We start from the raw sequence: 15,036 nt of genomic DNA, 5'->3' as shown, positions 1-15,036 counted from the left end.
TGCGGCAAGCGCTTAAGCTGCAGATTTCGTCCGATTAGAAGAACATCGAATAAAGTACGCCAACTACACCAAGGAGCGCCAGAAAGTAGACCGTTTTTGCCGGCATGATCCCGTCATTTTCCGCTGCCTTTCCGAATATTCCGAAGACCAGCGGATGGACCAGAAACGGCATGGCAAATACGAAAGCGATCATTCCCGCTGCTTCAGCCCCGAACATGCCCTCCTGAATGGCGGCAAAGAGACCGAAGTGTGATATCGCCGAGGCATTGGCCATTACAGCATCCGCCAGCGGCATGCCTGATATATCCAGAAGAAACAACCCGCCGAATACGGCCACCAGCTGCCATCCGAGTGAGAAAATCATCAGTCCGCGAATTTCGGATTGTTCTTCACCGACTCCCCCGCGCAGTATTTTAAGGGCAAAAAAGGTAAGGACCAACCCGGCCATCACCACCGCCAGAGTGTACGGGATCAGCAGTTTTCCTGCGGTAGCGCTTGCTGCAAGTATGGAAAACACAAAAATGTGCCCAATAAACGGAATATTGATCATAATCGGGGCCCGGATGGCGGCCTGCGGCCCCAAATCACCGGCAGTACAGGCGCCCGTCAGTCCCGAATGGGACAAGGAACCGGCCATACCGGGAGCGAGGTTGCGGATGTGATTGGCGTTACCAAGCAGAATAAGGATTGCCAGTCCGCCGAACATCCACAATAGTTGCCCGAAAAACCCGAATGAGAGCACCGACGTCATGCCCGTCAGCGCGAACGCCTCGGCAATACGCGATCCGCCTACCATGAAGTTGGCCGCAAGCACTATAGGAATACCTGCAAACAACAGTGACTTGATAGTCGGACCAAACTGCCATCGCACCATGAACATACCCAGTCCCACCGAAATTATCATCGCAAAGAAGATCTCGGGAAGGGCAATGAACGGACGAATCCAGGAGGCTATATGAAATGCAGCTGTAAGGACCAGTATGATTACAGCTGTTTCGTAAATTCCCTTGCGGATATAGACGGCCTTGTTGGTGATCTTTGCGCGATGATCAATGAGAATGATGGAAGCAACCAGGCCGATGTAACCCAAAAGCGGATAAAATTGGTCGAGCGGCTCCCCTGTGGTGTAACCGGTAACCATCCGTCGCAGAGCCTCGATGCCGGTCAGAATAAAAAAACCGCGGATCAGAAACATGAACTGGGTGGCTTTAGTACCCAGAAACAGCTCCTGGGAAGAAGGTACGACCATGTCCTCCGGATCGATTTTCTGATTGGCAAAGAGCTTTCTGATCTCCTGCCCGCCTACAAAAAAAGAAGCCATCAGCGCTGTTATGGTCACCCTGCTGGTAAGTTCTACTATGGGAAATTCGGGCAGCCCGGGAGTGGCAAGTCCTGTTCCGACCATGATGTATCCCATAATCAGACCAAAAACGACGATAATCAGAATCGGTGAGTAGCGGGTCCCGGCGACAAACGTGCGGGATATCAGTACCATGGAAATCACCAGAAGAAGGGTGAGCCAGTACTGGTTGAGGATGTGGACTATGGCAAAATGATCGCTTGCAAATTCCATACTGTAATGATTGTTGGCGAAATAAATATTGTAATGACTACCGGATGTCCCGGTACAATGTTATCCCCTGCAAATACTTAATGAGTTTACCCGATGCGGAGTGCAGATGACATCTAAAATATGAAAAAATACCAAGGTTGATGAACTCTTTTCAAGGATTTTACAAATGAAAAAAGAGGTTCCGTTATTTGTGATCGTAATATGCGTTTTTTAGTTTTAAATATGTTTGATGTAAGCGCTTACAAATCGTGCCGGCTGTATTCATTAGCAAAACATTGCCAATACAAGGTTATCCGGCAACTGTCGGCAATGTTCTTTGTCCGGCCGGTTAATTTTAAACCAACACAATGGAACTATGATTACTAAAATGATACGAAATACAATTGTTCTCTTTCTTGCTGCGGGCCTCACATTTTCTGCAGCCCGGGCTGCAGCAGAAGGAACCGTGCAGGAAGAAGAAGTCTTTGATGTCACATTCAATGTCGACATGTCCGATGCTGATTTTGATCCGGATGTCTACGATGTTTTCATCACCGGATCCATGGTTGACTGGACCGAACCCGGAGAAAATCCGGATTTTGCAATGGAGCCGCATGCCGATGATTCTGACATCTATACCATCACGCTGGAACTGGAGGCGGACGACTACGAATACAAGTATTTTCTTGTAGAAGACGAACCCACCTGGGATAATGATGAGTGGCCCGGAGATCCGGACAGGTCAATTTCCGTAACAGATGACAAAGTAGTTGAAGATATATTCGGGGTACAGCCCGGAGAAACATCTGCTGATGAGATTCTGGCTGATCGCCCGGAAGATGTCACTTTGAATCAGAACTATCCCAATCCGTTCAACCCAACCACCCAGATTTCCTTCCGGGTACCGGAAAATGCCGGTCAGGTTACCCTGACGGTATACAACACACTCGGACAGGAAGTAGCTGAATTGGTAAATGAACAGCTTGGAGCAGGCACACATACGGTAGACTTTGATGCCGCAGGACTCACCAGCGGTACATATATCTACCGGCTTAATGCCGCCGGAATGGAACTGACCCGGACAATGACGCTGGTCAAATAATTCTCTGGTCAAACAGTATCATCCAAAGGCCTGCGGACCCGGTTCTGCAGGCTTTTATTTTATCCGGATGTTTCATTCCAGAGCTTTCTGTATCACTAATTTCCGTTTCACTGGTTTCCGTTGCCCTTCATCCTGAAACCACAGCTTGCTTTTCCCTAACGCAGATACCTCTCTGCCGCCTTCAACCTGTATCCCTATTGCGATTGCGCCCCTTTATTTTGTGTATATAATTGATTTTTACCCTTTCAGTTGCTTTCATCGGGAATTGCAAGTAGATTATGAAATATGTGCAGATCTGAAAAAGACTTCCAGGCATTTTCATAATACCGCTTCTGTTCAGCAATAATACCATATGTTTTTGTCGGAGCATTTGAGAAAATTCTGGTCTGTACTTGTAGTTTTTCTGAAATAAATCAGGGATTTGGTACAGTTGTCATGGCAACCGACAACTGAATCGTAAAATGGCATTAAGGTCATTTTACATTGGCCGCACATTGCTGAGCGGCAGGCATCTCTTTACCGGCTGTTTACCGGGACTCTTGCATAAGTACGTCTATAAACCTCTATAAAAGCACGGGGAGTTTCAATGAAATACCCATGGCGGCTTATCGCCACACAGAAGCATGATTATAGCCAACATGGGTACTACATGTGACGTCAGAATCATAAATTATAAACACATGAAAACAACACTATTTTTCCCCGGAATAGTTGTGCTGCTTTGCCTTCTGATTATCCCCGGACGTTCGGTCAGTCAAGGTACCTTTTTCCTCGATGATAACGGTATTACAGTAAAATGTCCGGGAGTTGCTTCGGGCAGTAAGGGAACTGTTCAGGGCATCGAATATGAAGCTGCAGATAATGATTTACTGAGACTACATATCCGGAATGAATCAGACCTGTCTCGTCTTTGCACCTCACCGGTTACCAGCATGGAAGCATTATTTGAAGAAAAATTTTTCTTCAATGAGGATATCGGCTCCTGGGATGTCAGCAACGTCACAAACATGAGATACATGTTCAGTGGTGCCGCTTCTTTCAACAGGGACATAAGCAAATGGGATACCGGTAATGTGATCACCATGGGCTGGATGTTCTCTGATGCCGCAGCTTTTAACCAGGATATCGGTGAATGGAATGTAAGCCAGGTTAATGATATGAATGAAATGTTCGGTAGAGCAGTGTCATTTAACCAGGATATCAGTGAATGGAATGTAGGCAATGTCATCCACATGGTGATGATGTTCTCAGGTACCATCTCATTTAACCGTGATATCGGTAACTGGGATGTTGCCGGTGTGATCAACATGTTTTCCATGTTCAGTGGTGCCGTTTCTTTTAATCAGGATCTCGGTAATTGGGATACCGGTAATGTAACCCACATGGGGCTGATGTTCTATGCTGCCCATTCTTTCAATCAGGATATTGGCCGATGGGATGTAAGTAACGTCATGCACATGAATGCCATGTTTGCCGATGCACGTGCCTTTAATCAAGATATTGGCGGTTGGGATGTGCGTAACGTGACCGATATGGAAACCATGTTTGCTGGTGCCGCTTCTTTCAATCAGGACCTGAGCAGCTGGTGCGTTGAAAAGATCACTGCCGAACCTGCAAACTTTTCCTTTAGCTGTCCCTTAAGTGAAGAAAACAAACCCGTATGGGGTAGTTGTCCATCAGGTACAGCCACCGAACAGCTGCATGGCAATGTCACGAGTTTCATTATGAACCAGAACTTTCCCAATCCGTTCAATCCTGTTACCATAATCCGGTTTCAATTACCGGTACCATCCGAAGTTCATCTCTGCATTTATACACTTTCCGGCCAACAGGTGGCTTTCCTTGATGCGGGGAAAAGGTCTGCTGGATGGCATGAGGTGATATTTGAGGCTGCCGGATTGTCAAGTGGAGTTTATATATACCGGCTGCAAGCAGGTGGATATGTGGAATCCAAAAAATTTACTCTGATAAGGTAGCATGACATGCTATGGATAGTTGTTCCGGATCTGCCTGTTTGAGAAACGATATAAAAACCTATACATTGAATGAGTGTGCGCAGACATATCCAAACGTATCTGTGCATTGAAGGGCATATTATTGTGAAAAACAGGGGTTTGCCAATATGCGAATGTGTCATCTGATCATTACAACACGGAGGGACCATTATGAGTAAAGAGAAAATCCGAGAATATATTATCTGTTTGCCGGTAATTATGGTTTTATCAATAAGCGGCAACCTGGTATCGGCACAACCAACACCCGAAGAACTTGCCGGGCGCGTTGTGGAGGTTACACAGGAAAGAATACAGCATATCGACCGGCTTACGCTTACAAACACGATTGTTTCCGGAGTTTTTGAGGGTCAGGAAACTACAAATGTTCTGGAGAAAAAAGAGCACAACGGCCGCTATGATCTCATTGCCGTAGAAACCGATGGATTTCTGGAGACAAGTGAAACCGGTGGCTTCTCTCACGGCATATACGATGATGTGATCAGGCATGCCCGTTCGGTGGAACATGACACCTATGAAGGACATCCGGTATACCGCGTGTACGTGGACGATCAGGAGTTTCTAAGTAGCATGGCTACCATCGATGAGCTGATGGATGATAACATGGAACCAAGCGGGCAACCTGTTTCAGTCGAGTCATTTACCTTCTTTCTGGACAGAGAGGACCTGGTGATGCATCATGGTACATTTGATTACAAGGGGTCGCTTCAGATCCATTACACCCTTTCTGATTATCAGTGGCATTCCGGTCTACCGGTTCCGATGGTTACGGAAATTGCTTTTGAGGGACTTGGCGATATGTTTACCGAAGAGGAGTTGGCTGAAGCACGACAAGCTTTGCAAATGATGGAGGAACGCCTCGATGCGATGCCTGATGCACAGCGTGAAATGATCAAACAACAATTCGGTGACCAACTGGAACAATACAAACTGATCCTTGAAAGTGGGGACATTGAAGACATGCGAGTGGAAGTGACAGAACTGGTAATCAACTGAGCAGCACTCCTGTGTTGCCGGGCCAACTCCGCAGCAGCATTACACCATCGGCCTCACTTGCCTGGACTACGCTCCCACTCCGTTTGCCTTATGAATAGATGTACGGGATTATGAGAGGGAGCGTTTGTAATGTCTATAGGGAGCCGCCATGTAAACTATTGGAGTTTCAACGTTCCGAAATAACCCCATTTTCATCGGATATAATCACTTCCACACGTCGATTTTGCTGCCGCCCGATTTCGGTGGCATTACTGGCTACAGGTTGCATTTTCCCAACTCCTTGAATCCTGATACGCTGGCCTGAAACCCCAAGGCCGATCAATGCTTGTCTCACAGCATTTGCTCTTCGTTCAGAAAGACCGAGATTGTATTCGTCTGATCCTATACTATCGGTATGTCCTTCAACCAGAATATTACGCTCGGGATATTCTTCCAGAAAATTGCCCAGATTTCTGATCGTTCGTAACCCACCAGACTTCAAAGTTGCCTTATTAAAATCAAAGGTTACATCACCTAAAGTGAGGACCAGACCGCGTTCCGTTTGAAGAGCTTCGAGTTCTTCAACCCTTGTTGCAAGTTTTTCAGCTCTTTTCCTGGCTTCTTCTGATGATGCTCGTTCCCGCTGCATTTCTTCCGTGGCACGTAGCGCTCTTTCTTCTGATGATGTTCGTTCCCGCCGCATTTCTTCTTCAGCCCGTCCTGCCCGTGCTTCAGCATTCATCGCTTCACTACGACGCACTTCCAGCAAAACTTGCTGTCGTTCTGTTTCCGCCCTTCCAATTTCGTTTTCTGCAGCATTTAACATAGCTGTCTCCCGGGCAATAAGCGTTCTTTGTTTTGCCAGATAGGCATGATGTTCAACATCTACCTTGTCTGCTTTTGCTTCCCAGAGTCTGCGGCTCATTTCAAGTGTTTCTTCGGCTTCTTTGAGGGCAACTGGAGCAAACCGCACAATGTCTTCATCTTGTTCGGCAGCCTCATAAGCGGTGCTCGCATCTTCTAAAATCGGATTTTGTGCAGGTGGACCACCACAGCTTGCGAAGAACAGAAACAAGGGTAACACCAAATAGAATGGATAATAGTTGTATTTCATATGAGTTTCCTCAGTTTTTATTGTTGTTTCCACTTTTACTTCCGATTTCTTCCCGCAGGGTCCGGATGTTTTCTCTTAGTTCAGCTACTATTTTTTGAGACTGACCGGATAGCGTTTTCACCTGGGCCAGCTCAGCATCGACTCTGGCATGTTCAAGTAGACGAAGAGCGCGTTCATACTCTTTCTCTTCCACAGCCTTTTGGGCCATCTCCAGTTTTTTCCTCGCATCACGGATTTCAAGAGGGGCAAAATCATTGGCTCCCGCCTGCTCGGCTTGTTGGATAACCATCTGTGTTTCTGTGAGTTGCTGTGTGGGCGGACTGGTGCTCCCGCAGGCTGCGAGAAGACCAGAAAATACCATCAACAATCCTAAGCCACATATCTGTGTGAAAGATGTTCGGTATTGTTTCATAGTGAACTCCCTGGTTTTATTGAATTAACCTAATTGTTATTTGTGCAGAAGTTTTGACATGCGATTTGTTATTAGAAGTCAAATCAAAAGCGGTCTTGTTAACTAATCTCGTTGTTGCCGGTTTTTTAAATCGTTAAATTAATTATTCACATGCTTTGGTTTAAAAATCCTTCTAAACTTGATCTTGAAAAATTCTTCTTTTTCTAAGCTCCCAGTATCAATATGCAATAATATCAGATTGCAACTATTACAGTTAAGCAATTATTATTTATATAAAACACTGATTGAAAGTTTACATGATTTATGTAACTCTCAGACGGATTTATGTAAGATTCCCCTGATGTACTAATTACAGACCTATTTCTCTACTTCAGAATATTACTTTCAACAGGTATATAGATTTCAAAAGTAGTACCTTTGTCCAGCTTGCTTGTGGCTGTAATTATACCGTTGTGATTGTCTACGACTTTTTTCACAGTTGCCAATCCGATTCCCGTTCCCGGAAATTCATCCTTGCTGTGCAGTTTTTTAAAAACTTCAAAAATTATCTCACCGAATTTTTTCTCAAAACCGATACCATTGTCCGAAAAAGTAATATGGCAGTACTTTTTATCCGGAACCAGGTTTTTCTGCTTCAATGTACTGCCCAGAGAAATGTTGCTGGTAATTTTTATTACCGGCGGAGTGCCGGGTCTTGCAAATTTCAATGCATTGCTTACGAGGTTGTTTATGAGCTGTTGGAATTGAAATTCAACAACATTGACCTCGCAAAGTTCGTCTGTTTCAATGGTTGCATTTTTTTCTTCAAGGATGTCTCTAAAGTCAGCTTTTGCCTTATCGACAACGGTATTCAGGTCTGTGGGTTTAAACTTTTTTTCAGCTTTGGCCAATCTGGAAAAAGTCAGTAAATCTTCAATCAGTTTCTGCATCCGGTGCGCCGCATCCTGAATAAAATTGAAGTACGATATTCCCTTGGTGGATAAGTTCTTGTGTTCTTTATCAAGGATCCGGTCCACAAAGATTTGAATTTTCCGCAACGGCTCCTGCAAGTCGTGACTGGATACATAAGCGAACGCTTCCAGTTCTTTGTTCATCTTTAGCAGTTCTTCATTTTGCAGCACCAGTCTTTTATTGACATCACTCAATTCAGCCGTGCGTTGTTTGATTTTTTGTTCCAGATCTTTGGTGTGCTGCTTCTGAATATCGTGTCTTTTTCTTCTTTCCGTTTCCTGTTTTGTAATATCTTCGATGGACAGCAAAATTAATTCTTCTGTCTTGCTTTCACGTGTTACCACGCGGGCGTTAACAAGCAGAATCAGTTTTCCCGTGTTTGGAAAAGTATGCGTTATTTCAAAATTATTGATCTTTGATTTTTCCGGGATGCTTTTCTCGAGCAGGGTTCGCAATTTCGGAATATCAAAATGTTTGTCGGCAAGCTCATAAACAATAACACCTTCTGTCTCCTCTTCACTCATCTTGAACAGTTTATAAAAGGCGTTATTAGCCGTTCTTACCCGCAAATGTTTATCCAATACCAGGAGGGGCTCACGTATGTTTGAAACAATAGCTTCGGAATAGTTTTTTTCTGCCTCCAGCTGCTTGTTCAAGCTTGTCATTTCATTATTGACCACAACCAGTTCTTCATTGGTGCTTTCAAGCTCTTCTTTACTGGTTTCCAGTTCTTCGTTTAAACTCTGCAGCTCTTCACTACCGCTCAACAGTTCTTCATTGGCACTTTGAAGCTCTTCATTAACCGCTTCCTGATCCTCGGTAATACTGCGCATATCTTCCCGGGTTTCAACAAGTTCCCGCTCCAATTGCTTTACACGCAAGTCCTCGGTGTCCGTTTTTGTTTTCGCTCCCTTCTTTGTCCCGGTACCGGCAGGTTGTTGTTTTTCACTTGAGACGTTTTCATGGAACAAAACCAGATAATACGGTTCTATGGTGTTGGGCAATGGAATGCCTTCGATGGTTACATTGTGCAATTCTCCACCTTTTTTAACGGGAATATTTTCTTTCTTAACCGTTCCTTTTTCCTTTTTTACTTTGTGCAATACGTTCCGCAGTTCAAATGCCAGACCATGTTTTGCCATGACCATCAAATTATGACTTGGTTTTCCCGACGTTTGTTCCAGATAGCTGCTGGTACTGCCACGAAACTGCACAATATCCATTGCTTCATCTACTACTACACCGGCAGGCATATATCGGTTGAGCATGATATCATCCGCCGTTTTTTGAAAATCGGAATGCATCTTTTCGGAACTTTCTTTGTTTTCAGATTGATTGAGATTCCGTTCGGATCCAGGACTGACTACATGCATAAACTTGCCTGGTGCATCTTTGCGCGTATAAATTTTGTCTTTATTGATGATCAACTCAAAAAGCTCAGGTGCCCCGCCGGTAGCTTCAGATTTGCCGAGAAACAGGAATCCATTGGAGTTCAATGCATAATGAAAAGTGACAAGCGCTTTCTTCTGCAGATAGAGTTCCATATAGATAAGCACATTCCGGCAACTTATGAGATCCATTTTTCCGAACGGCGGATCTTTTAAAAAATCATGACAAGCGAATACACACATATCCCTTATCCGTCTGTTTACCTGAAAATGGCCATCTGTTTTTGTAAAAAACTCACTCAGGCGTTTTTCTGAAACACCGCTTGTCTCCAGTTTTGAGTACATACCGGTCCGGGCCTGTTTGATGGCAGGCTCACTGATATCGGAGGCGAAGATCTGCACTTTATATTCCGAACCCTTCAAAGAGTTTTTGTCCAGATACTCCTGCAGGCAAATAGCTATGGAGTAGGCTTCTTCACCGGTACTGCACCCTGCTACCCAAACCCGGATGGGTTCACCGGCGACTTTGTTATTTACAATTTGTGGTACGACCTTTTTATATAGATTGTCAAAAGCCTCCGGATCACGGAAAAAAAAAGTAACCGGAATTAAAAAGTCCTGGTATAGTGCATCCTGCTCATCCTTGTCTTCTCTTAAAGTGGCGAGGTATTCAGCAGGTTTGGTTTTTTGAGTAATCAGCATCCTTCGGAGGATTCTTCTCCGAATCGTGGTCTGCTTATAGTATGTAAAATCTGTTCCCTTGCGGATGCGAAGCACAGAAATAATTTTTCTGTAAATGTCCTCATCTTCCAAATGCGGATCTTTTTTACCCTCAGCGGGAGCATTGATAAAGCTCGTTACTTCCAGCAACTTCTCCGGAATTTTTTCTGGCGAAAGTATGAAATCCACCACACCTGCTTCCACGGCATTATTCGGCATGTTTTCAAACTTTGCTGACAGTGAGTCCTGTGCAAAAGTGATGCCTCCCAGCTCTTTGATAGCTTTCAACCCAAGCGTGCCATCCGTAGCTGTTCCTGACAATACCACTCCAATTGCATGCTCATGATACACTTCCGCCAGCGAGGTAAAGATGGTGTCTATGGGCAGATTACGCTCTGTTTTACTTTTTGGAGGACGTGGAACCAGCTTTAAATGGCCACCTTCGGTCACCATGATTTTGTTACTGGGCATCACGTAGATATGATCAGGTGCCAAATCTGTTGTCTCCGAAATTTCCGAAACGGGAATCTTTGTTACTTTTTCAAGTAATTCGGGCAACAGACTATCGTGGCTGGGATCCAAATGCTGAACAAGAATGTACGCCATCCCGGAATCTTCGGATGTCGCTTTGATCAGCAATTTAAAGGCCTCCAGCCCGCCTGCAGAAGCACCGATACATACTATTGGAAATGGTTGGTCTGATTTAGTTGCTGTCTTCAGACGTTTATTTGATGGCTTCTTTGCTTTCAAAGAAAATTGATTTAAGAGTCGACCTTTAAAATAAAATGCTCTTTATCCGGGAGTGAAATATTATTCTCCGATATTAATACAAGTATTTTATAGACCAGTTTTTTGAGATCCGAAAATTTGTTGGGTTTGCGGATATAGTAGTGTGCTGCGTCTTTGTAAACCTGCTTGATCCTTTCTTTATCATTAGCCGTCGTAAAAATAATGACCGGAAGATCCTGCAATTTGGAACTACGTTTGATTTCCCCCAAAGCTGCGAAACCATTTTTACGAGGCATGTTGAGATCGAGGAAAAGCACATCCGGAAGTTTATTCCCTTTTTTATTGAGCCAGCCAAGGAGTTCTTCACCATTTGTAACCGTAAATAAATTCACTGATACCGGTAATTCCGCTATTACTTCCTCAAAAAGAAGGCAATCGGCATTGTCATCCTCGGCAAGGAGTATTTTTAACTTGCGGTTGATGGGTTGATATTCATTATTGTTTTTCATGTTCGAAGGTACATAGAATAAATGGTATATAATATATGCCGTAGTTTTAACGGATCATTTGTGCATTTACAGGCCTTTATAGTGCAGGGAATACGCCCTGACATTTTATTGAACCGGTATTTTCAACCAGCGGCCCTGTTCAATCTGTTCATCAAGTTCAACCTGATTTATTATTGCGATTTCAAGAGCGTCCCTTGCTCCCGGGAGCGGGTCCGGTAAAAACGATTCAAACGAACCACTTCGCTCCGCCCGGAATGCACGTACTCTGACCGGCTCAATATTCAGTTTCCCGGAATCTGTAAGCCGATCGAATGATTCCGTGGCAGTATTGAAACCCGGTTCCATGGAATCATAGTTGTCACGTACCGTGTAACTCAGAAACCGGTAGATGTTGTTGTCAAAATCAACGGCATATACCTGAAGGGTCAACGGGGTTCCATCCTCAAGCGCTGCATGAGCTTTTGCAACCCAGGCACCCCAGGATCCGCTGCTCAGTGCCTCACTTTCATTCACAACCGTGATGCCATCCTGTGATGTCACAGAACGGACCGATTGTTGCGGAGTTCCGGACTCTGAATCAATCCGGAAAACGGATACGGCATCTTCATCCGGACTCAGCAATACCACTTGTGACGGTTGATTGATCAGTGACCAGCCCACCGGAATCTCAAATTGAAAAGCGAGGTCCGGATGATAGAAGAATCCATCCTCCGCAAAACCCTGCCGCGGGTCCTCACCGTATACCATCCCGTCGATAAGCTCCATATACCGTTCCTCATTTCTCGTCGACTGTTCATATCCCTGATCTTTCCAATTACTTGCTTCCTCCGGGATGGCACGCTCCCTTTCACCGGGATCCGGGTGCGTAGAAACAAAATTCGGAATATTCTGATCATGCATCTCTGAAATCCTTTTCAGACTGGTAAAAAGAGCCGCTCCTTCCGAAGCATCATAGTCACTCATGGCGGCATATTCCACACCGAGATTGTCTGACTCCCGTTCATTCTCTCTGCTGTAGCTGAGAAAAATTAACTGTGCCGCCGTGCTGCTTAAATCCAAAATTGTCTGGCCCGGCAGGCCGAAAATTTCCTGTCCCATCACGGCCCCGCCGATTACAGCGATCTGACCAATTGTTTGCCTCAGGGCCCGCTGAGAGGAATGTCTGGCTGCTACGTGCCCGATCTCATGACCCATAACAACAGCAAACTGGGCTTCATTGCTCAGGTGGACCATCATCCCTCTTGTGAAGTAAATATAGCCTCCCGGAAGAGCAAATGCATTGATGACGGGACTGTCGAGTATCCGGAATGTGAATTCTGTTTCTCTGAAGTGGCTTTCTGTTTCCGGTCTTCTCAAATGGCTCTGTTCGAGTACCGTCTCTCCAATTTCCACTACATAATTTGCCACGTTATCGTCATTGTACAATCCAAACTGAGCAACGATTTCCGGATCCACTTCTTTTCCAATCTGCACCTCCTGACTCCATGAATAGCCGAATGCCCGGGTCGTTCCGGTTACCGGATTTTTCTGTATCGAACATCCTGCTGCCAGAAAGGCGGCAAAGAAAGACAATAATATATAGTGCTTAAGTAGTTTCATCTATTGATCCCTTTTGCATGTACAAAATTCAAGATCCTGAATTCACACTGTTCACAGATAATATTGTCAGATTTCGATTAAAAATCCTTACATGTAACCGCTGAATGGTTACATAGTTTACAGCGATACCATAACGTTGACTAATGCAAGCTTCTCTAATTCCTGTTACTGGTTTCCTGATTCCGATTCAGATTCCGTTCCCGTTTCCGTTTAATTTTTCTAAAATAGTCAGGGGTAAGTCCGGTAAATTTTCTTAACTGTGCTGTTAAAGAATGTTTATTTTTGTAGTGAAGCCGACCGGCAATTTCAGGCAGTGAAAGATCACTGTACAGTAACAACTCTTTCACTTTTTCAATTTTTTGCAGGACAATGTAATGCAGTATGGAAAGGCCTTTGACTTCAGAAAATATTTTCAGGATATGTTCGCTTCCCAGAACAATTTTTTTATTGATGATCTCTTCATACGTAATATTGGGCAGCTGATCCGAATCGTGTACTATCTCATGGATTGAAGTAATAATCCTGTCGATCAGCATGCTGTCGGGCTCATCAAGAAGTTCCAGCCCTGCCATTTTGAGATTTTCTTTCAGGGCATCCAGTTGATCTTCTGTGACATTCCCAAGCAATATAATTGCGTTATCTGAAATAATATGTCTTAAGCCCAGATTAATTAATTCCGATTTCGCATTCTTCTCACATCGAAGACTCAGCATATATTTTACATATAGCTTCTTTTTTGCCTTCGTTGCTTCCCGTTGCGTATTGGCTTTTAATGCAATCATCGCTAAAAATGTTTTAATTCGTTTCTATTCAATACAATGGTTTGTTGAATATCAGCTATGGTCGCTCCAGGTTCCCCGGCAGAGAAGCGTCTGAGACGACCACCCATAAAAAGGGGACACATGATTCAGTATGCCATTACCCTGGCTGTACCCTTTTGCAGTAAATTGCATAAATGTAATATCATAATTGGATCATCTAATTATATGATTACGATCAAGGTTTATACATTTTACAGGTTTTCGAGATTTTTCTCCCTCTTGAATTTCATCTCTTTGAAGAAACTGGGAGTAAAACCGGTAACCTTTTTAAATTGATTGGAAAGATGGGCGACACTGCTGTAATTTAATTTAAAAGCGATTTCAGTCAGGTTATCTTCATCATAGAGCAGCATTTCTTTCGCTTTTTCAATTTTATGCAAAATGATGAACTTCTGAATTGTCATTCCTTTGACTTCAGAAAATGTGTTAGAGAGGTACGTGTAGTCGTAGCCTAATTTCTCACTGATATAATCGGAATCATTCACATCGGGTATATCCTCAGCGTGATGAACCATTTCGATAATCACATTCTTTATTTTCTCAACCAGAATGTCTTTTTTGCTGTCCAGAAGCTCCAGACCCGCCTTTTCCAGATTTATTCTGAACGCCTCACGCAACTCATCTGTGATATCTTCCTGCATTTCAGCCATACCAAGTTCCACAGAAATGCAGTCCAGGCCAAGTTTTTTCAACTCCTCCTTTACCAGCATCTTACAACGCAAGCTAACCATGTACTTGATATACAGTTTCATCTATTTAAATTTTCTTATTCACAATGTCACATGGAGCATCCATGTGCTTAATCATGCACCTGTGTGTCCGAATTATCGGCTCTGGATGGATCATGTGTAAATGCAAATCGAGCGTGTGTCGTTGGCTCAGGTTTGACAATAACACCTGTTTAAATCGTCCATAGTCCATAAATGCAGATAATCGGGACGCCTGTAGTTTAAATATCAAGCCATTACTTTGAGACTTTTCGCCAGAGAGCATTCGTGTTACACTAATTCGCTTTTTTTTATGTAACTCAACTTTCGGAGTTCATACTAATCCCTTCCTGTTCATTAGGAAAGGCTTGTAACCATGGATGAGTCTGGTAAAACCTGCCTACCAGCTCAATAACCTGCACTAACAAATACCCTTGGCCTTGAC

At 44.1% G+C, this 15,036-nt stretch carries 11 protein-coding genes; 3 read left to right on the top strand and 8 right to left on the bottom strand.

The annotated features are described in order from the left end of the window. Window positions 1-34 precede the first annotated feature (34 nt). Window positions 35-1,573 (bottom strand): hypothetical protein, encoded by a 1,539-nt coding sequence (locus tag NATSA_RS11155; protein WP_210512657.1) that lies wholly within the window; start codon window positions 1,571-1,573, stop codon window positions 35-37. Window positions 1,574-1,940: 367 nt separating this feature from the next. Here NATSA_RS11155 and NATSA_RS11150 point away from each other — a divergent pair, with 367 nt between their 5' ends. From NATSA_RS11150 to NATSA_RS11140, 3 genes are all read left to right on the top strand, one after another. Beyond that, window positions 1,941-2,654: a T9SS type A sorting domain-containing protein gene (locus tag NATSA_RS11150; protein WP_246481812.1), complete on the top strand. Its 714-nt coding sequence runs from the start codon at window positions 1,941-1,943 to the stop codon at window positions 2,652-2,654. 680 nt (window positions 2,655-3,334) lie between these two features. Further along, window positions 3,335-4,630, top strand: coding sequence for a BspA family leucine-rich repeat surface protein (locus NATSA_RS11145; RefSeq protein WP_210512653.1), 1,296 nt, complete (start codon window positions 3,335-3,337; stop codon window positions 4,628-4,630). Window positions 4,631-4,819: 189 nt separating this feature from the next. Continuing rightward, window positions 4,820-5,662, top strand: a complete 843-nt coding sequence (locus tag NATSA_RS11140) for a hypothetical protein (RefSeq protein ID WP_210512651.1) — start codon at window positions 4,820-4,822, stop codon at window positions 5,660-5,662. Window positions 5,663-5,828: 166 nt separating this feature from the next. Here NATSA_RS11140 and NATSA_RS11135 read toward each other — a convergent pair whose 3' ends face one another. From NATSA_RS11135 to NATSA_RS11105, 7 genes are all read right to left on the bottom strand, one after another. Continuing rightward, window positions 5,829-6,755 carry an OmpA family protein gene (locus tag NATSA_RS11135; RefSeq protein ID WP_210512649.1) on the bottom strand — a complete coding sequence of 309 codons (927 nt, stop codon included), beginning with the start codon at window positions 6,753-6,755 and terminating at the stop codon, window positions 5,829-5,831. Between the two features lie 10 nt (window positions 6,756-6,765). Next, entirely contained in the window at window positions 6,766-7,116 is a 351-nt protein-coding gene (locus NATSA_RS11130) for a DUF4398 domain-containing protein (RefSeq protein ID WP_272491775.1), read from the bottom strand. A gap of 416 nt (window positions 7,117-7,532) precedes the next feature. Then, window positions 7,533-10,976, bottom strand: a complete 3,444-nt coding sequence (locus tag NATSA_RS11125; RefSeq protein WP_210512646.1) for a CheR family methyltransferase — start codon at window positions 10,974-10,976, stop codon at window positions 7,533-7,535. Window positions 10,977-10,987: 11 nt separating this feature from the next. After that, window positions 10,988-11,464, bottom strand: coding sequence for a response regulator (locus NATSA_RS11120; RefSeq protein ID WP_210512644.1), 477 nt, complete (start codon window positions 11,462-11,464; stop codon window positions 10,988-10,990). A gap of 105 nt (window positions 11,465-11,569) precedes the next feature. Next, window positions 11,570-13,063, bottom strand: a complete 1,494-nt coding sequence (locus tag NATSA_RS11115) for a M48 family metalloprotease (protein ID WP_210512642.1) — start codon at window positions 13,061-13,063, stop codon at window positions 11,570-11,572. A 155-nt stretch (window positions 13,064-13,218) separates the two neighbouring features. Next, window positions 13,219-13,845, bottom strand: coding sequence for a helix-turn-helix domain-containing protein (locus NATSA_RS11110; protein WP_210512640.1), 627 nt, complete (start codon window positions 13,843-13,845; stop codon window positions 13,219-13,221). A gap of 230 nt (window positions 13,846-14,075) precedes the next feature. After that, window positions 14,076-14,636 carry a helix-turn-helix domain-containing protein gene (locus NATSA_RS11105; RefSeq protein ID WP_210512638.1) on the bottom strand — a complete coding sequence of 187 codons (561 nt, stop codon included), beginning with the start codon at window positions 14,634-14,636 and terminating at the stop codon, window positions 14,076-14,078. Window positions 14,637-15,036 lie beyond the last annotated feature (400 nt).

Origin of the sequence: Natronogracilivirga saccharolytica (assembly GCF_017921895.1) — a bacterium.
Classification (GTDB): Bacteria; Bacteroidota; Rhodothermia; order Balneolales; family Natronogracilivirgulaceae; genus Natronogracilivirga; species Natronogracilivirga saccharolytica.
Note: the sequence above shows the minus strand (reverse complement) of the source record. Positions and strands in the feature narration are given on the sequence as shown.

Excerpts from the sequence above, each read along its gene's own strand:
- NATSA_RS11155 (WP_210512657.1), bottom strand. The coding sequence starts at position 1,573 with ATGGAATTTGCAAGCGATCATTTTGCCATAGTCCACATCCTCAACCAG.
- NATSA_RS11150 (WP_246481812.1), top strand. The coding sequence starts at position 1,941 with ATGATACGAAATACAATTGTTCTCTTTCTTGCTGCGGGCCTCACATTT.
- NATSA_RS11145 (WP_210512653.1), top strand. The coding sequence starts at position 3,335 with ATGAAAACAACACTATTTTTCCCCGGAATAGTTGTGCTGCTTTGCCTT.
- NATSA_RS11140 (WP_210512651.1), top strand. The coding sequence starts at position 4,820 with ATGAGTAAAGAGAAAATCCGAGAATATATTATCTGTTTGCCGGTAATT.
- NATSA_RS11135 (WP_210512649.1), bottom strand. The coding sequence starts at position 6,755 with ATGAAATACAACTATTATCCATTCTATTTGGTGTTACCCTTGTTTCTG.
- NATSA_RS11130 (WP_272491775.1), bottom strand. The coding sequence starts at position 7,116 with ATGGTATTTTCTGGTCTTCTCGCAGCCTGCGGGAGCACCAGTCCGCCC.
- NATSA_RS11120 (WP_210512644.1), bottom strand. The coding sequence starts at position 11,464 with ATGAAAAACAATAATGAATATCAACCCATCAACCGCAAGTTAAAAATA.
- NATSA_RS11115 (WP_210512642.1), bottom strand. The coding sequence starts at position 13,063 with ATGAAACTACTTAAGCACTATATATTATTGTCTTTCTTTGCCGCCTTT.
- NATSA_RS11110 (WP_210512640.1), bottom strand. The coding sequence starts at position 13,845 with ATGATTGCATTAAAAGCCAATACGCAACGGGAAGCAACGAAGGCAAAA.
- NATSA_RS11105 (WP_210512638.1), bottom strand. The coding sequence starts at position 14,636 with ATGAAACTGTATATCAAGTACATGGTTAGCTTGCGTTGTAAGATGCTG.